The following is a 16,919-nucleotide window of genomic DNA, read 5'->3' as shown; positions in this document are numbered from 1 at the left end:
ACTGCGCCATATAAAAACCCCCGAAGGTTGGATTTTTGTCCAACTTCTGGGGGTCAGTTCACAGGGCACGCGCGAATCGCAGCCCTGCAAGATCTTTCTCTTTACAATCAGAGCAGCATAAAAACGCCAAGCAAGAGACTCGTGCCAGCGGTGTGATGAGCTTGAATTACTGCGAGTCGAGCCGAGGCAATCGGGCCGTGGGGGCGCCTCAAAGCCGAGTGGAGCGGATGCTGAAGGTAGGCCCGAAGGGGCCGGACGAAGCGAGCGAACACGGTGTCCGGCCCCCGCGGGCCGGACCGGCTTTGTGAAGCCCCCACGGCCCGATTGCCTCGGCTCGACGTCCATAAGCATGCCACCCGCCCATAAGCACACCCCCACCTATTCAACCAGAGCCAACAACGCAAACGCTCATATCCCCTGATGCTTGCGCACCGCCTCTGCCCAACGTCGCGCAACAGAAGGCGAGGTAGCGCACGTCGCGCTGGCTGTCACAACACGAACAGCACGCTCCAGCAGCTGGATATCGGCCTCGTGCTGGCGTGCCACGTGCGGGTCTTCGAAGAAGATCACGCGCTGGCATTGATGCTCCAGCACCAGCTCGGCGATCTGCGCATCGCCGCCGAGCGGGCCGCTCAGGTAACGCGTCACCCAGGGCGTGTCCTTGGGCCAGCCTCGCGACCATGCCAAGTCATTCAAGCGGCCGCCCGTTGTCCCCGTCGCCACACGGCGCGCATACTGCGACAACACTTCGAAATGCTCGTCGGCGAACGCCACCATGTCGTCTTTCAAGGCATCGTGGGCAATCAATGCCAAGGTCTGCCCCTCGAAATTGAACAACCGCGACAAGGCAGGATCCGGCGGCAAATCCGCCAACACGCGCTCGACCTCGATCCATTCAATCGCGCCAGCCAGCGTCGAAATGAACGGTCGGCCGTGCGTGATGCATTGACGCTTCAACGCCAGCGCTTCGGGGAAAATCGACGAAGGATCGACGGGATCAATCAGATAAATCGCGCCATCAAACGGCGCCTGCCCATCGCGCCCTTCGGTCACGCGGGCGACGAGTTTCATCAACCCGCCTTCGCGGCCATACGGATAGCGGATCAGCCCCCGATAGCCTTGCAACATACCCTCGCGCACGATGGCATCATGCGTGCGGCCTACCGTGTGCAGCTCGATCCCCATCTCGCGAATAGTGGCTCCCGAGGCACGCAGCCAAGTAAATAACGCCGCGTCAGGCGTCTCGTGATGAAGCCGGTTGGCCGCCAGGCCGAAGCGAAGATGAGGCACAGTCATATTGCTAGCAAAATAAGGTAGGTAGAAGAGAAATCTTAAGCCATATTACGTGCTTTCGCGCGCAACGATATGAAAGCCGATCTCCACGACCTGCTGCGCGGGCCATAGTCCATTGGCGCGAGCATCGATCATCTCGGCGGCCTGCTCGCCTATCGCTACGCCATCGACATGCACCGACGTGATCGACGGCGACATCGACGCGGCAAAATCCATGTCGCCAAATCCCACGACGGCCAAATCATCCGGCACGCTCAGCCCCTGCACGACAGCCTCTGTCAGCACACCGGCGGCCATCAGATCAGACGAGCAGAACACGGCATCGATGTCTTTCTGCAGGGCTTGCAATTGACGCAATCCCTCTCTGCCCTGCGCATGCGTGGTCGGCGCAGGCATGTGAATTACCCGCGGCTCCGGCAATCCGAGCGCCATCGCCGCACGCACGAAACTCTGCGCGCGCAATCGTGCACGCTCGTCGTCGCCGGCAAGCACCGCCTGACGCTTTTTACCGCGCTCATGCAGATACCGGCTGACTGCGGCGCCAATCGCATCGTGCGACAGGCTCAGCAGCATATCGATGGGGGTAGGCGTCGCATCCCAGGTCTCGACGATCGGGATGCCCGACGCCTTGAGCAATTGCCGCCCTTGTTCAGAATGCATCACACCCGTCAACACAATGCCATCTGGACGCCGGCCGATGATGGCGCGCAACAAGGCGTCCTCACTAGGCATGTCATAGCCGCTCTGCCCCACGATCAGTTGATAGCCCTTTGCCCCCAGAGATCGCGTCAACGCGGTAATCATCCCGCTGAACAAGGACCCCGCGATCGTCGGCACCAACACCGTCACCAAATGACTGCGCGACAACCGCAAACTGCCCGCCATCAGGTTCGGCACATAACCCAGCGACTGAATCGCCGCATTGACCTTTTCCAGCGTCTGGGGCGACACCGCCTGCGGCGTATTGATCGCCCGCGACACCGTGATCATCGCCACGCCAGCCACCCGAGCCACATCGCGCACCGTCACACTGGCACGTTCGCTGGAGCGGAGAGGATTCGGTTTCTCAGATGACATTTTCAATGTGGAAGTGACAAGGCCACCAAGCCTAACCTCTAGCTCCTCGAATGGGGAGGCGAGAGACCTAGGGTTTATACGGATATTCTGCCAGAGGCAGATATCCGTATTCTATAAAACTCAAATGACAACGTTACCAAATCACATGGCAACGTTACCATCAAATATGGTAACGTTGCCATCGATATAATACTTACCGGAGAGACACATGCATCAGCATGCACGTAAATGGCTCACAGGCCTCACCCTCATGTTGGCCGCGGGCGCCGCACAAGCCTGGCCCGACAAACCCGTCACCATGGTTGTCCCCTTCCCGCCGGGCGGCGCGACGGACTCCGTGGCCCGCGCCGTCGCCAACAAACTCGGCGAACAACTGAAGCAATCGTTTGTCGTGGAAAATAAAGCGGGCGCCACCGGCACCATCGGCGCCTCTCAAGTCGCCCGTGCCGCACCTGACGGCTACACCTTGATGGTGACCTCGCTCGCCCCCTTGGTCGTCGCCCCCCATCTGATGAAGGGCCTGAGCTACGATCCGGCAAAGGATTTCACCTACCTGACCGTTGCCGTGCAAACACCGAACGTCCTGGTCGTCAGCCCGAAACTGGCGCCCAGCATCAACTCGGTCCAGGACGTGCTCGCCCTGCTGAAGTCCAAGCCCGGTGAGATCAGTTTTGCGACCTCCGGCTCGGGCTCCTCCGATCACCTGACGGCTGAACTGTTCTGGCAAAAAACCGGTACCAAGGGCCTGCATATCCCGTACAAAGGCGGCGCACCGGCCATCTCTGATCTGCTGGGCAGCCAGGTCGACATGTCGTTCCAGAACGTAAACGCCGTGCTGCCGCACATCCAATCGGGCAAACTCAAAGCCATCGCCATCACCGGCAACAAGCGCTCACCTGTGTTGCCGAACGTGCCCACCCTTTCCGAGTTGAACGTCCCGGGTGTCGAAGTCTATGCTTGGCAAGGCATTGTCGCCCCCAAGAACCTGCCGGCAGATATCCGCGACAAGCTCTCCGCAGCGCTCACCACTGCCATCAAGGATCCAGCCGTCAGCAAACCCTTTACCGACGTCGGCCTGGAAGTCGTCGCCAACACTCCAGAGACCTTTACGAAATTCCAGCAAGACGAAAGCAAACGCTGGAAAACCGTGATCGAAACCGGCAACATTACCGTGCAATAAATCATCTTTGGTCGCGGTGAAAATAGATCGCTACCCGGGCCTGCCTCGCACGTGGCGATCTATCATCCCGCTGCTCGTTTAAATGCGCCATCCGGTCCGCTCGGGTAGCCGTCTGCAATACCCGGCCCGTGCACACCAGCATCTGCCAACGCCGTCCCACTACGCACCTCGATTACCGCTCGCCGTTATTTTCTGCCATCCCGTTTCCCGCAGCAGGCTTTGTTTCAAGAGATCACCATGTCGACCACTGCCACTCCCTCTCGCCACACCCCCGTCATCACTCACATGCGCGTCGTTCCCGTGGCGGGCCAGGACTCGATGCTGCTCAACCTGAGCGGCGCCCACGCCCCATACTTCACGCGCAATCTGATCATTCTGACCGACAGTGCAGGCAACACAGGCGCGGGCGAAGTTCCTGGCGGAGAAAAGATCCGCGAAACCCTGGAAGACGCACGTGACATCATCGTCGGCAGCGCCATTGGCGACTACAACCGAACGTTGAATAAAATGCGCCAGGCCTTCGCCAATCGCGACAGCGCGGGACGTGGGCAACAAACCTTTGATTTACGCATCGCGATTCACGCCGTGACGGCCGCAGAATCAGCGCTGCTCGACCTGCTGGGCCAACACCTGCAGGTCCCGTTGGCCGCCTTGCTGGGCGAAGGCGTACAGCGCACGTCGGTGCAAATGCTGGGCTATCTGTTCTACGTCGGCGACCGCAATGCCACGCCCCTGCCCTATCACAGCGAACCCGACGCCGCGGACGACTGGCTGCGTCTGCGTCACGAAAAGGCCCTGACACCCGAAGCCATCGTCAAACTCGCCGAGGCATCCTACCAACGCTATGGCTTTGAGGACTTCAAACTCAAAGGCGGCGTGCTGCGCGGCGAAGAAGAAGTCGAAGCCATCCGCGCCCTGCACGAACGTTTCCCGAAAGCGCGCATCACATTGGATCCCAACGGCGGCTGGCTGCTGCAAGACGCGATCCGCCTATGCCGTGACCTGCATGGCGTCATGGCCTACGCAGAAGATCCCTGCGGCGCCGAAGGCGTATTCTCCGGCCGCGAAGTGATGGCGGAATTCCGCCGCGCCACAGGCCTGCCCACCGCCACCAACATGATCGCCACCGACTGGCGCGAAATGGCGCATGCGCTTTCACTGCAATCCGTCGATATCCCGCTGGCCGATCCGCATTTCTGGACGCTGCAGGGCTCGGTGCGCGTCGCGCAGACATGCCAGGCATTTGGCCTGACCTGGGGCTCGCATTCGAACAATCATTTCGACATCTCGCTGGCCATGTTCACCCACGTAGGCGCAGCCGCCCCAGGACGCGTCACCGCGATCGACACGCACTGGATCTGGCAAGACGGCCAATACCTGACGCGCAATCCCTTGCAGATCAAACAAGGTCACATCGAGCTGCCACAGACCGGCGGATTGGGCATCGAGCTCGACATGGATGCCATCGAACGCGCACACCAACTTTACCTGCAACACGGTCTGGGCGCACGCGACGACGCCATGGCAATGCAATACCTCGTGCCGGACTGGAAGTTCAACAACAAACTGCCTTGCTTGGTACGTTGATACACCTACATGCAGCCGGCTCGCTGCTGACAAAGCACTCGAATTCGTCAGGCACCGAGCATTCAGCAAAGGCCGTGCTGCAGGTAGGCTGAGCTTTAGGCAGCCCAGCAACGGCAGGCTCCACGCTTCGCCGTGCTCCTCAAAAAGGACCTTTTCGTCTCGGAGACAGCCTACAGTAAAAACCCCGGCCACTGAGTGCATGCCTCAGTGCCGGGGTTTAATCGTCAACATGGCCTCTCAGGCCGTACAGAAACTCAATCCGCCTCTTCGATCCAGGCCATCTGGATCGCCTCGAGGATCTTTTCCCCGCTGCGGCTGGGATCATCGTCAAAGCCCGGCAAGGCTATGACCCATTCACGCAGTTGCGTAAAACGCACGGTGTTGGGATCGACGTCCGGATGCGTATCCACCAAGGCGGCGGCGATATCGTATGTATCTACCCACTTCATCAGTGTGCCTCTTTCGCGTGATTGATCGTGTATTTGGGGATTTCGACCGTCAGGTCCGTGTCTTCGACAATCGCCTGGCACGACAACCGAGAGGTCGAGCTCAATCCCCAGGCCTTGTCCAACATGTCTTCTTCGCTATCCGACGCGTCCTCCAACGAGGAAAAGCCTTCGCGCACAATCACGTGACAGGTCGTGCAGGCACACGATAATTCGCACGCATGCTCGATATCAATGTGATTGTTGAGCAAGACACGGCAGATAGACTGGCCCTTGGGCGCGTCTTCGATGACGGCTCCCTCGGGGCACAATTCCGGGTGAGGCAATACGGTGAGTTTAGGCATACGTCAGGCGAGTTCGTCTAATTTACGGCCAGCCAGCGCTGCACGGATACCACGATCCATGCGACGGGCGGCAAAGTCTTCGGTGGCATCGGACAAGGCTTGAACAGCAGCGCGCACGACATCGACATCGTCAGCACCTTGCGCAGCGGCAGCCGCCGCGACACGTTCATCCACCAACTGTCGTTCCGCTGCGTCCAGCAAATCGCCGTCGGCCGCCAGCGCTGCCTGCACGGACTCAACGAGCTGACGCGCCTCGACCTGCTGCTCACGCAGCATGCGGGCTCGCGCATCGCTGTCCGCCTGCGCCACGCTGTCGGCCAACATGCGGGTAATCTCATCATCCGACAGGCCATACGAGGGTTTGACCGACACAGAGGCCTCGACGCCCGTGCTTTGCTCGCGCGCCGTCACGCTCAACAAACCATCGGCGTCGACCTGGAACGTCACGCGAATCCGCGCCGCGCCCGCCACCATCGGGGGAATGCCCCGCAACTCAAAACGGGCCAGCGAACGGCAGTCGGACACCAGCTCACGCTCGCCCTGCACCACATGCACACTCATGGCGCCTTGACCGTCTTTGAACGTGGTGAACTCCTGGGCACGCGCCACAGGGATCGTGCTGTTGCGAGGAATGATGCGCTCGACCAGCCCGCCCATGGTTTCCAACCCCAGCGACAAGGGCGTCACATCCAATAGCAACCAGTCCTCGCCGGGCATGCGGTTGCCAGCCAGCAAGTTAGCCTGCAACGCCGCGCCCAGGGCCACCACTTGATCGGGATCCAGATCGACCAGAGGCTGCGTTCCAAACAGATCAGCCACCGCCTGGCGGATCACCGGCATACGAGTGGCCCCGCCTACCATCACCACGCCTTTGACATCGGACACGGTCAAAGCCGCATCACGCAACGCAGCACGGGCACGATCCAACGTACGGCGCACCAGCGGCTGCGCCAACTGTTCGAACTGGGCACGGCTCAATGTGACGTTCAACGCACGGCCGTCTTGCAACACCGCGCTCAGTGTCGCGCTGTCAGCGTCAGACAAGGCCTCACGCGCCGCACGGGCGGCAACGAGCAAAGCACGACGGTCGGCGGGGACCAACGATCTGAGCGACGATTGACCGTCAGATGCATCGGACACTGCTCCCGCAGCGCCCTCACCCGCCAAAGCCGCGTAGGCATACTCGCCAATGAGCCAATCGAAATCGTCGCCGCCCAATGCGGTATCGCCTCCGGTCGCAACGACCTCGAACACCCCTTTGGTCAAGCGCAGGATGGAAACATCAAACGTGCCTCCACCCAAGTCATAAACGGCGTAAGTACCCTCGGCAGCCTGATCCAGGCCATAAGCAATTGCCGCGGCGGTGGGCTCATTCAACAGGCGCAGAACATTCAGGCCCGCCAAACGGGCGGCATCGCGCGTGGCCTGACGCTGGGCATCATCGAAATATGCCGGCACCGTAATCACGGCGCCGACCAGGTCATCGCCCAATACGTCTTCGGCGCGTTGGCGCAACGTGGCCAATATCTGTGCCGAGATCTCGACCGGGCTCAGGTCGCCCTGCACCGTCCGCAGCCGCACCATACCCGGCGCGTCAACAAACTCGTATGGCGCCCCGCTGGCCACAGCCTCATCGAGCGCACGCCCCATGAAACGCTTGACCGATACGATGGTATTCAAAGGATCTGCGGCCTGCTGCACCAATGCCTGCCGGCCAATGTTGACCTTGCCATCGGCAAAATAGCGCACGGCCGACGGCAGCAAAGCCTGGCCATCGGCATCGAGCAAAACCTCTGAAGCGCTGCTGCGTACAGCGGCGACCAGGGAGTTTGTCGTCCCCAGGTCGATACCCACTGCCAGCTTGCGTTGGTGTGGCGCCGGCGATTCGCCTGGCTCGGAAATCTGCAATAAGGCCATGATTATGCTTCGAATCGAAAAGCGAAAAAGCGGCGCAAGCCGCGCGACGCTGGCACGATGACCGCTAGTGGGTCACTTGCACCGCGGCGAGTTCTTGGGCCAGTTTCTCGACGAACATCCACTCGCGCACCTTGATGCCGGCGGCCGCGTAGTCGTGGCGCTCGTCGAGCAATGTCGTGAGTGTGTCTTGCATCTGCCGGCGAGCCTGAGTCAACTCGGCCTCGAGCGCTGCGTACGCATCAGGATCGTTGCGCGCGTCGTCCAGCATTTCGCGCCATTGCATCTGCTGCGTCAGAAACGACACGTCCATCGACGTATTGCTTTCAGTTTGCAGATCGACGCCAGCCTGCTCGCACAAATAACGAGCCCGCAATAACGGATCCCGCAATTGCCGATAGGCCTCGTTGGCACGCGCCGCCCACTGCATGGCGACACGACGCTCGGCCGGACTGGCCGTCGCAAAACGATCCGGATGCACCTGTGCGGCCACAGTGCGCCAAGCGCTCTCGAGTACCTGCCCATCGATATTGAATCGCGCGGGCAAACCAAACAAACTGAAGTGATTGTCCGCGGCCAAGACTACACCGTGAACGACTCGCCGCAGCCGCAGGTCGCCTTCTCGTTGGGATTGCTGAACTTGAAGCCCTCGTTCAGGCCCTCGCGTGCGTAGTCGAGCTCGGTACCATCCAGATAGGACAGGCTCTTGGGATCGACGAACACCCTGACGCCAAAGCTTTCGAAGATCAGATCTTCGGGTGCGGGATCATCGACATATTCGAGCTTGTACGCCATGCCCGAACATCCCGTGGTACGCACGCCCAGGCGCAGGCCGACGCCCTTGCCACGCTTTTGCAGGTAGCGCCCGATATGCGAGGCCGCCTGTTGGGTCAAGGTTACAGCCATCGCTCAGCCCGCCGTCGCAACCGCCGCCGCATCGGATTGCGCAGGTGCAGCAGCGTGTTTGTCTTTGTAATCCTGGACGGCAGCCTTGATGGCGTCTTCGGCCAAGATCGAACAGTGGATCTTCACGGGCGGCAATGCCAGTTCTTCGGCAATGTGCGTATTGCGGATGTTGAGGGCCTCGTCCAGCGATTTGCCCTTGACCCATTCCGTCACCAGCGAGCTGGAGGCGATGGCCGAGCCACAGCCGTAGGTCTTGAAGCGTGCGTCTTCGATGATGCCCGAATCGTTCACCTTGATTTGCAGCTTCATCACGTCGCCGCAAGCCGGTGCGCCGACCATGCCGGTGCCGACCGAGTCGTCACCCTTTTCGAACGAGCCCACATTGCGGGGATTTTCGTAGTGATCCAGAACTTTGGTGCTGTATGCCATGATGTTTCTCCTGTATCTGTCGCGTGGCGGCTTAGTGGGCCGCCCACTGCACGCTATTCAGGTCAATGCCGTCCTGGGCCATTTCCCACAGCGGCGACATATCGCGCAATTTGCCCACGCGGCTCTTGATGAGCTCGATCGTGAAGTCGACTTCTTGTTCGGTGGTAAAGCGGCCCAGCGTAAAACGAATGGAGCTATGCGCCAGCTCATCATTGCGGCCAAGCGCGCGCAACACGTAAGACGGCTCCAGGCTGGCCGAGGTGCAAGCGGAACCGCTCGAAACCGCCAGTTCCTTGATCGCCATGATCAGCGATTCGCCTTCGACATAGTTGAAGCTGACGTTCAGATTGTGCGGAACGCGGTGCTCCATGCTGCCGTTCAGATAGGTTTCTTCGATTTGCGACAGGCCTGCCCACAAACGATCACGCAGCATGCGGATACGTTCGTTTTCAGTGCCCATCTCCTCGCGCGCCAGGCGGAATGCTTCGCCCATACCGACGATCTGGTGCGTGGCCAGGGTGCCGGAACGGAAACCACGTTCGTGACCGCCACCATGGATTTGCGCCTCGATACGCACGCGCGGTTTGCGACGCACATACAAGGCACCGATGCCCTTGGGACCGTAGGTCTTGTGTGCGGAGAACGCCATCAGATCGACTTTCACCTTTTGCAGATCGATTTCGACCTTGCCGGTGGCTTGCGCCGCATCCACGTGAAAAATAATGCCTTTTTCACGGCAGATTTCACCCAAGGTCTCGATATCCTGGATCACACCGATTTCGTTGTTAACCAGCATTACCGAAACCAGAATGGTGTCGGGACGAAGCGCTGCCTTGAAAACGTCCAGATCCAGCAGGCCGTCATCACGCACATCGAGGTAGGTGACCTCGAAGCCTTGGCGCTCCAGCTCCCGACAGGTGTCCAGCACCGCCTTGTGCTCGGTCTTGACCGTGATAATGTGCTTGCCGCGCTCGGCGTAGAAATTGGCCGCGCCCTTGATAGCCAGGTTATCCGACTCGGTCGCACCGGACGTCCAGATGATCTCGCGGGGATCGGCGTTGACGAGTTTGGCGACTTCGTTGCGGGCGTTTTCGACCGCCTCTTCGGCCTCCCAGCCAAAGGCGTGGCTACGCGACGCGGGGTTGCCAAAGTTGTCGTACAGCCAAGGCACCATTTTGTCGACCACGCGCGGATCGACTGGCGTGGTGGCAGAGTAATCGAGATAAATTGGGCGAGTGGTCATGAAGTGCTACTCCTGCTTATACGGTGGCGTCGGCGGCGACGGCGGACACAGCGGTCGCGGTTTCGCCCGCGCCTCGCTCCATCCGTACGGTGGAACACCCTTGTGCCGCCTTGGAGGCCTCCTGCAATTGGCGCAGCCGTTGCTGATCGACCAGGTCTTGCAGGGAAACGGAATCTAGATAGTCGACCATTTTGCGGTTCAGCGTGGTCCAGAGCTCGTGCGTCATGCACTTGCCGGACTTGCCGTCGCGACCGCTGGTGCAGTCGTGCTTGCCGCCACAGCTGGTGGCGTCCAGCGGCTCGTCCACCGCAAAAATGATGTCGGCAACCGTGACGTTGCGCGCCAGACGGGCCAGCGAATAACCGCCGCCGGGGCCGCGCACGCTATCGACCAGCTCGTGCCGGCGCAGTTTGCCGAAGAGCTGTTCAAGGTAAGAAAGCGAGATATTCTGGCGCTGACTGATCGCCGCGAGCGTTACCGGACCGCTGTGCTGCCGCATGGCCAGGTCGATCATCGCGGTAACCGCGAAACGCCCCTTTGTAGTGAGCCGCATGGTGGATTCCTGTGGAAACGTGCTGGCGCCCATCATCGGGCAACCAATACCTGAGTAATTGCGTCAAGTATAGCAAATTCCCGACTAAATTGCTAAGTCATCTTCAGGAATATGCATATAAGCGAGACATCGGCTAGCTCCCGCAACGCCCTACCCGGGGATGACGGACACGCGCATCCACCATAAAAAACCGCGCCAAGGCGCGGTTTTTGAGCTGATCGAGCCAGCTTAAGCTATAGCCAGTAATTAGGCTGCCTGGTATTGGGTAGCCCGCTTGCGGACCAGCTCCAACACACCCTGACAGGCATCCTCCAGGTAATCCAGGACCTTGCCGAAGCCATCGAGGCCGCCATAGTACGGATCAGGCACCGTGGCTTCTTCGAATTCATTGGCAAAGCGCATCAGCAGCATCAGCTTGTGCTGATAAATTTTCGGGCATTGCTGTTGCAGCGCGGAAAGATTGTCCCAATCCATAGCCAAAATGAGATCAAATTCGCGGAAGTCGTCCGCCGTCACCTGGCGGGCCTCGCAATGGTTGATCTCGTAGCCGCGCTTGCGAGCGGCCGCCTGGGCGCGGGCGTCAGGCGCCTCGCCAATGTGATAGGCATGCGTACCAGCGGAATCCACACGCACCACCTCCCCCAAACCGGCATCGCTCACCAAATGGCGAAAAACGCCCTCTGCGCTGGGGGAGCGGCAGATGTTACCCATGCAAACGAAAAGTACCTTGGTCATCATGGGTGTAAGTCTGCGGGAAAACCCGGAATATAGCAAGTTTTTTTTGCAATTGCGCAACTGGGCTGCCCTTTAGTGTTACTGTAATTTTTTCGTTAAAAGTCAATGATATACAACGATAATTACGAGTAACACATGAGCTATTTGAGGCATTGCCTGTAACAAACCCGTTGGATTGACCGCAGCGCAGCAGCGACCTGTAACCGCCGCTGGCCAATGTGCTGCGACACCACCTTGTTAAGGGCCCGCGGCCGCCCTATCAGCCTCACTGAACGGCATCATGAGGCCCGCGCGCTTCGCACCCAGCGACGATGTTTCCAGGCCCTTCGGTTAAGCGGCGCCATCCAACAATACGCGCTGCTTGAGCGCATTCAGCGCATCTCGCGCAGCGGCAGCTTGCTCGAACTCCAGGTTGCGGGCATGGTCTGTCATGAGCTTTTCGAGACGACGAATTTCCTTGGCCACGGCCTTTTCGTCGGTCAAGACCTCGGGACCGATAGCCGCCTCCAGCGTATCGTGACGAACCGGCGCCACGATGCCATCGATGAGCTCGCGCACCGCTTTGTTCACGCCGCGCGCGGTGATGCCGTTGTCCGCGTTGAATTGCAGTTGTTTGTTGCGCCGGCGCTCCGTTTCGTCCATGGCGCGCCGCATGGAGGCGGTGATCTGGTCAGCGTACAGAATGGCATGGCCATTGAGATTTCGCGCCGCCCGGCCGATCGTCTGGATCAAGCTGCGCTCCGAACGCAGGAAACCTTCTTTGTCGGCGTCGAGAATGGCGACCAGTGACACCTCAGGGATATCCAGCCCCTCGCGCAGCAAGTTGATCCCGACCAACACATCAAAGGTGCCCAGCCGCAGATCACGAATGATCTCGACGCGCTCGACCGTGTCGATATCGGAGTGCAAATAGCGGACACGAACACCGTGCTCGGACAGATAGTCTGTCAGGTCTTCGGCCATACGCTTGGTCAAGGTCGTCACCAGCACGCGTTCCTGCGCAGCTACACGCACCTTGATTTCGCCCAGCAAATCGTCGACCTGAGTGCGCGCGGGCCGCACCTCCACCTGCGGGTCTACCAGCCCGGTAGGCCGCACGACTTGCTCGACCACATTGTCGGCGTGTTCTTGCTCATATGCCGCAGGCGTCGCCGAAACGAACACGCACTGACGCATACGCGCCTCGAACTCCTCCAGTTTCAACGGCCGATTATCCAGGGCCGAGGGCAGCCTGAAACCGTATTGCACCAAGGTCTCTTTGCGCGCCCTATCACCCCGATACATCCCCCCCAACTGCCCTATCGTGACGTGGCTTTCGTCGATGAACATCAATGCATCGGAGGGCAGATAATCAATCAGCGTGGGTGGCGGCTCGCCCGCCGCGGCACCCGACAAGTGGCGAGAATAGTTTTCGATACCTTTGCAAAACCCGAGCTCTTGCAGCATCTCCAAATCGAAACGCGTACGCTGCTCAAGCCGCTGCGCCTCGACAAGTTTGCCGTCAGCAGTCAGGAATTTCAGGCGCTCGCGCAGCTCTTCTTTGATCGTCTCGATGGCGCGCAACACGGTATCACGCGGCGTGACATAGTGCGAACCAGGATAGACAGTAAAGCGGGGAACCTTTTGACGTACGCGCCCGGTCAGCGGATCGAACAACTCCAACGTCTCGATCTCGTCATCAAATAGCGCCAGGCGCAATGCCAATTCCGGGCTTTCCGCCGGGAAAATATCGATCGTCTCCCCGCGCACACGGAATGTGCCACGGGTGAAATCCGCGTCGTTGCGCGTGTACTGCATGGCGACCAGGCGCGCCAATATTTCGCGCCGCGAGATGCGATCGCCGGAACGCAGAATCAACACCATCGCGTGATAATCGCCCGGATTACCGATACCGTAGATACACGAGACAGTTCCCACAATCACCGTGTCGCGCCGCTCGAGCAGGCTCTTGGTTGCGGACAGGCGCATCTGCTCGATATGTTCGTTGATGGACGAATCCTTTTCAATGAACAGGTCGCGTGTGGGGACGTAGGCCTCGGGCTGATAGTAGTCGTAGTACGACACGAAATACTCGACGGCGTTCTTGGGAAAGAACTCGCGCATTTCGGCGTACAACTGCGCCGCCAAGGTCTTGTTTGGCGCCAATACCAACGCAGGCCGGCCGAGCCGGGCGATGATGTTGGCCATGGTGTAGGTCTTGCCAGAACCCGTCACACCCAGCAAGGTTTGGCACATCAAACCGTCTCGAATGCCATCGCTCAGCCCTTCGATCGCGCCAGGCTGGTCGCCAGCAGGCGGATACGGCTGATACAAATGAAAGGGGCTGTCGGGGAAATCGACGAATCCAGGAGCTGTCATGCTAGACTGTCTGAGGGTAAACCCCTCATTATCCACAGCAGTGCCTTCCGCGTCTATCTACCCTTAGCGAATCCTCATGAGCTCTCTTTTCGATTCCGTCGAACTTGCGCCGCGCGACCCCATCCTGGGTCTGAACGAACAGTACAACGCCGACACCCGCCCCGGTAAAGTCAATCTGGGCGTGGGCGTGTACTACGATGACGACGGTCGCATTCCCCTGCTGGCTGCTGTGCGCAAGGCCGAAATTGCGCGTATCGAAGCGGCCGCCGCGCGCGGCTATCTGCCTATCGAGGGCATTGCCGGCTACAACAAGGGCGCTCAAACGCTGTTGCTGGGCGCTGATTCCCCGCTGGCCGCCGAAGGCCGCGTGTTGACCACCCAGGCCCTGGGCGGCACCGGCGCACTGAAAATCGGCGCAGATTTCCTGCGTCAATTGCTGCCCCAGTCCAAAGTGCTGATCAGCAATCCCAGCTGGGAAAACCACCGCGCCCTGTTCGAACGCGCGGGCTTCCCGGTCGATACCTACGCCTATTACGACGCCGCGACGCACGGCCTGGATTTCCAGGGCATGCTGGCCTCGCTGCAGGCCGCCCCTGAACAGACCATCGTGGTGTTGCACGCTTGCTGCCACAACCCGACTGGCGTTGATCCTACGGCCGAGCAGTGGCAACAAATCGCCCAGATCGTCAAGTCTCGCAAGCTGGTGCCGTTCCTGGACATCGCTTACCAAGGCTTTGGCGCCGGCCTGCAAGAGGACGCCGCCGTCGTACGCTTGTTTGCAGATCTGGGCCTGACGATGCTGATCAGCTCGTCGTTCTCGAAATCGTTCTCGCTGTATGGCGAGCGCGTGGGCGCCCTGACGGTGGTCGCGGGCAACCAAGACGAAGCCAAGCGTGTGCTGAGCCAGCTCAAGCGCGTGATCCGCACCAACTACTCCAACCCGCCCACGCACGGCGGCACGGTGGTGTCGTCGGTGTTGAACACGCCCGAGCTGTATACGCTATGGGAACAGGAACTCGCCAGTATGCGTGACCGCATCCGTCTGATGCGCGAACAACTGGTCGACAAAATCAAGGCAGCAGGCGCCTCGCAAGACTTCAGTTTCGTACGCGAGCAGCGCGGCATGTTCTCGTATTCGGGCCTGACCTCGGCACAAGTCGACACCCTGCGCGAAGAACACGGCATCTACGCCGTGTCCAGCGGCCGCATCTGCGTCGCTGCGCTCAACAGCCACAATATCGATACAGTGGCCAAGGCTATCGCAGCGGTCATCAAATAAACAGCAGGCGCACTCTCACCTGACTGAAGGACCCGGACGCAAGAACGGGTCCTTTTCTTTTTTGTCGCCGGGCCGCCCCAAGATAAAAACGCCCCCCTCGGGGGGCAGCAAGCCGAAGGCGCAGCGTGAGGGCATTTTTATCGCTGTTCGTGTGGTGGGCGGTTGCTGCTCTTGATTGTCTCTCTGAAGGCGTCCCTGTCGCGTGCCTGAGCGTGGCGCCGGGCCTATCGCACGGACTCGGCCCATGAGCAGGGGCCTCGGTCCGCTGCGCGGACTAAATCCGTGCTCAACGGCCCGGCACCACGCCCAGGCACGCGACAGGGACTCATGATGAGGGAATGCAACGAGGGCTAATGGCCATCAGCTGTTTGTTGAAGCCGACTTTGGCAATGCGATGGGTTGAGCTAGCGCCACCCGCCTAGCCTGAACGTCACTCAACAGCGTTGATACAGCAAAGCGCATGACATCCGTCAATGGCAGACATTGCGAGCAGGAGGTCGGCGTGTAAAAGCCCCGCCGGGCCGTTGAGCCGCGATTTAGCCCGCGAAGCGGGCCGAGGCCCCTGCTCATGGGCCGAGTCGCGGCGATAGGCCCGGCGGGGCTTTTACACGCCGATCTCCTGCGCCAAAAGAACTCCACTCTACGCATGCCACAGACCGCACAACCATGACATCCAAAAAAGACGTCACGCCTTCGGCTTGCTCCCCCCCCGAGGGGGCGCTTTTTGCCGGTACATACCAATGCATATCGTTCCCGCAGTCCTATTCGTCGCCACGTGACTTGCTTTTTTATATAGGCTCGTCCAAAATCCTGCTGTATATTCATACAGTCCGAAGCGGATCATTGCCATGGCTACCAAACTCACCGAGCGCCAACAGGAAATCCTGAACCACATCCGGCAAACGGTGGCACGCACCGGCTTTCCTCCTACTCGTGCCGAAATTGCCCGAGCATTGGGTTTTCGTTCTCCCAATGCCGCCGAGGACCACCTCAAGGCTCTCGCGCGCAAGGGGGCCATCGAGTTGACGGCCGGCGCATCACGCGGTATCCGGCTGATAGAGTCCATTGACCCCGCCACCTCTTCTCATGGTCACGCCACATCGCCTGCCGGCGTTGCAGCGCCATCGAGCCTCGCCAGGTTCGCCGCGGACGCGGTGAGCCGCCTATTGCTGCCGCTGGTAGGCCGCGTGGCAGCAGGCAGCCCCATTCTGGCTGCCGAGCATGTCGAGCGCGAGGTCGGCGTGGATCCTGGACTGTTTGCCCAGACGCCCGACTACCTGCTGAAAGTACGCGGCATGAGTATGCGCGACGCAGGGATCCTCGAAGGCGATCTGCTCGCCGTCAAGCGAGCCACCGAGGCACGCAATGGCCAGATCGTCGTTGCCCGCCTGGGCGACGACGTTACGGTAAAACGCCTGCAACACCGCCAAGGACACATCGAGCTCCTGCCTGAAAATCCAGATTTCTCGCCCATCGTGGTGGATGGGACACTAGACTTTGCGCTTGAGGGCATTGCTGTTGGCCTGATCCGCACGCAGGCACTGCATTAATTAACCGCCATACTTGCTGCCCCTC

Annotated in this window: 16 protein-coding genes; 4 read left to right on the top strand and 12 right to left on the bottom strand. The window is 60.0% G+C overall.

The genetic code is table 11. The annotated features are described in order from the left end of the window. Window positions 1-408 precede the first annotated feature (408 nt). Together ACYVI2_RS27725 and ACYVI2_RS27720 are read right to left on the bottom strand one after the other, a co-directional pair. Entirely contained in the window at window positions 409-1,296 is an 888-nt protein-coding gene (locus ACYVI2_RS27725) for a methylglyoxal synthase (protein ID WP_415819690.1), read from the bottom strand. 45 nt (window positions 1,297-1,341) lie between these two features. Then, window positions 1,342-2,370 (bottom strand): LacI family DNA-binding transcriptional regulator, encoded by a 1,029-nt coding sequence (locus tag ACYVI2_RS27720; protein WP_415819689.1) that lies wholly within the window; start codon window positions 2,368-2,370, stop codon window positions 1,342-1,344. 208 nt (window positions 2,371-2,578) lie between these two features. On the opposite strand from ACYVI2_RS27720, the gene ACYVI2_RS27715 reads away from it, so the two are divergent. Together ACYVI2_RS27715 and gudD are read left to right on the top strand one after the other, a co-directional pair. After that, window positions 2,579-3,550 (top strand): Bug family tripartite tricarboxylate transporter substrate binding protein, encoded by a 972-nt coding sequence (locus ACYVI2_RS27715; RefSeq protein ID WP_415819688.1) that lies wholly within the window; start codon window positions 2,579-2,581, stop codon window positions 3,548-3,550. 237 nt (window positions 3,551-3,787) lie between these two features. Continuing rightward, a complete protein-coding gene (gudD, locus tag ACYVI2_RS27710) occupies window positions 3,788-5,137 on the top strand; it encodes a glucarate dehydratase (protein ID WP_415819687.1) in 1,350 nt (449 codons plus the stop codon). Window positions 5,138-5,391: 254 nt separating this feature from the next. On the opposite strand, the gene iscX is transcribed toward gudD, so the two are convergent. The 10 genes from iscX to uvrB all read right to left on the bottom strand — a co-directional run bounded on the left by iscX (window position 5,392) and on the right by uvrB (window position 14,065). Beyond that, window positions 5,392-5,586 carry a Fe-S cluster assembly protein IscX gene (gene iscX / locus ACYVI2_RS27705; protein ID WP_415805914.1) on the bottom strand — a complete coding sequence of 65 codons (195 nt, stop codon included), beginning with the start codon at window positions 5,584-5,586 and terminating at the stop codon, window positions 5,392-5,394. Further along, window positions 5,586-5,927, bottom strand: a complete 342-nt coding sequence (gene fdx, locus ACYVI2_RS27700; protein WP_415805915.1) for an ISC system 2Fe-2S type ferredoxin — start codon at window positions 5,925-5,927, stop codon at window positions 5,586-5,588. The genes iscX and fdx overlap by 1 nt, the downstream gene beginning before the upstream one ends. A 3-nt stretch (window positions 5,928-5,930) precedes the next feature. Then, a complete protein-coding gene (hscA, locus tag ACYVI2_RS27695; RefSeq protein WP_415819686.1) occupies window positions 5,931-7,844 on the bottom strand; it encodes a Fe-S protein assembly chaperone HscA in 1,914 nt (637 codons plus the stop codon). 64 nt (window positions 7,845-7,908) lie between these two features. Beyond that, window positions 7,909-8,421 (bottom strand): Fe-S protein assembly co-chaperone HscB, encoded by a 513-nt coding sequence (hscB, locus tag ACYVI2_RS27690; RefSeq protein WP_415819685.1) that lies wholly within the window; start codon window positions 8,419-8,421, stop codon window positions 7,909-7,911. Window positions 8,422-8,423: 2 nt separating this feature from the next. Continuing rightward, window positions 8,424-8,747: an iron-sulfur cluster assembly protein IscA gene (iscA, locus tag ACYVI2_RS27685; RefSeq protein WP_415819684.1), complete on the bottom strand. Its 324-nt coding sequence runs from the start codon at window positions 8,745-8,747 to the stop codon at window positions 8,424-8,426. Window positions 8,748-8,750: 3 nt separating this feature from the next. Further along, window positions 8,751-9,176 (bottom strand): Fe-S cluster assembly scaffold IscU, encoded by a 426-nt coding sequence (gene iscU / locus ACYVI2_RS27680; protein ID WP_415819683.1) that lies wholly within the window; start codon window positions 9,174-9,176, stop codon window positions 8,751-8,753. A 31-nt stretch (window positions 9,177-9,207) separates the two neighbouring features. Beyond that, complete coding sequence (locus tag ACYVI2_RS27675; protein ID WP_415819682.1) at window positions 9,208-10,419, bottom strand: IscS subfamily cysteine desulfurase; 1,212 nt, start codon at window positions 10,417-10,419, stop codon at window positions 9,208-9,210. Between the two features lie 16 nt (window positions 10,420-10,435). Then, entirely contained in the window at window positions 10,436-10,972 is a 537-nt protein-coding gene (gene iscR / locus ACYVI2_RS27670) for a Fe-S cluster assembly transcriptional regulator IscR (RefSeq protein WP_415819681.1), read from the bottom strand. Between the two features lie 246 nt (window positions 10,973-11,218). Beyond that, window positions 11,219-11,710, bottom strand: a complete 492-nt coding sequence (locus ACYVI2_RS27665; protein WP_415819680.1) for a low molecular weight protein-tyrosine-phosphatase — start codon at window positions 11,708-11,710, stop codon at window positions 11,219-11,221. Window positions 11,711-12,037: 327 nt separating this feature from the next. Continuing rightward, window positions 12,038-14,065: an excinuclease ABC subunit UvrB gene (uvrB, locus tag ACYVI2_RS27660; RefSeq protein ID WP_415819679.1), complete on the bottom strand. Its 2,028-nt coding sequence runs from the start codon at window positions 14,063-14,065 to the stop codon at window positions 12,038-12,040. 76 nt (window positions 14,066-14,141) lie between these two features. Between uvrB and ACYVI2_RS27655 the strand changes: the two genes are divergently transcribed. Continuing rightward, window positions 14,142-15,344 (top strand): amino acid aminotransferase, encoded by a 1,203-nt coding sequence (locus ACYVI2_RS27655; RefSeq protein WP_415819678.1) that lies wholly within the window; start codon window positions 14,142-14,144, stop codon window positions 15,342-15,344. Window positions 15,345-16,192: 848 nt separating this feature from the next. After that, window positions 16,193-16,894 (top strand): transcriptional repressor LexA, encoded by a 702-nt coding sequence (lexA, locus tag ACYVI2_RS27650; protein ID WP_415819677.1) that lies wholly within the window; start codon window positions 16,193-16,195, stop codon window positions 16,892-16,894. Window positions 16,895-16,919 lie beyond the last annotated feature (25 nt).

The organism is Bordetella tumbae, assembly GCF_054780995.1.
This window is presented reverse-complemented; position numbering and strand designations above follow the sequence as displayed.

What these genes read in the sequence shown, in the direction of transcription:
- ACYVI2_RS27655 (WP_415819678.1), top strand. Translation starts at nt 14,142, where the DNA reads ATGAGCTCTCTTTTCGATTCCGTCGAACTTGCGCCGCGCGACCCCATC.
- iscA (WP_415819684.1), bottom strand. Translation starts at nt 8,747, where the DNA reads ATGGCTGTAACCTTGACCCAACAGGCGGCCTCGCATATCGGGCGCTAC.
- ACYVI2_RS27665 (WP_415819680.1), bottom strand. Translation starts at nt 11,710, where the DNA reads ATGATGACCAAGGTACTTTTCGTTTGCATGGGTAACATCTGCCGCTCC.
- ACYVI2_RS27725 (WP_415819690.1), bottom strand. Translation starts at nt 1,296, where the DNA reads ATGACTGTGCCTCATCTTCGCTTCGGCCTGGCGGCCAACCGGCTTCAT.
- fdx (WP_415805915.1), bottom strand. Translation starts at nt 5,927, where the DNA reads ATGCCTAAACTCACCGTATTGCCTCACCCGGAATTGTGCCCCGAGGGA.
- iscU (WP_415819683.1), bottom strand. Translation starts at nt 9,176, where the DNA reads ATGGCATACAGCACCAAAGTTCTGGATCACTACGAAAATCCCCGCAAT.
- uvrB (WP_415819679.1), bottom strand. Translation starts at nt 14,065, where the DNA reads ATGACAGCTCCTGGATTCGTCGATTTCCCCGACAGCCCCTTTCATTTG.
- ACYVI2_RS27715 (WP_415819688.1), top strand. Translation starts at nt 2,579, where the DNA reads ATGCATCAGCATGCACGTAAATGGCTCACAGGCCTCACCCTCATGTTG.
- lexA (WP_415819677.1), top strand. Translation starts at nt 16,193, where the DNA reads ATGGCTACCAAACTCACCGAGCGCCAACAGGAAATCCTGAACCACATC.
- ACYVI2_RS27675 (WP_415819682.1), bottom strand. Translation starts at nt 10,419, where the DNA reads ATGACCACTCGCCCAATTTATCTCGATTACTCTGCCACCACGCCAGTC.
- ACYVI2_RS27720 (WP_415819689.1), bottom strand. Translation starts at nt 2,370, where the DNA reads ATGTCATCTGAGAAACCGAATCCTCTCCGCTCCAGCGAACGTGCCAGT.
- gudD (WP_415819687.1), top strand. Translation starts at nt 3,788, where the DNA reads ATGTCGACCACTGCCACTCCCTCTCGCCACACCCCCGTCATCACTCAC.
- hscA (WP_415819686.1), bottom strand. Translation starts at nt 7,844, where the DNA reads ATGGCCTTATTGCAGATTTCCGAGCCAGGCGAATCGCCGGCGCCACAC.
- iscR (WP_415819681.1), bottom strand. Translation starts at nt 10,972, where the DNA reads ATGCGGCTCACTACAAAGGGGCGTTTCGCGGTTACCGCGATGATCGAC.
- iscX (WP_415805914.1), bottom strand. Translation starts at nt 5,586, where the DNA reads ATGAAGTGGGTAGATACATACGATATCGCCGCCGCCTTGGTGGATACG.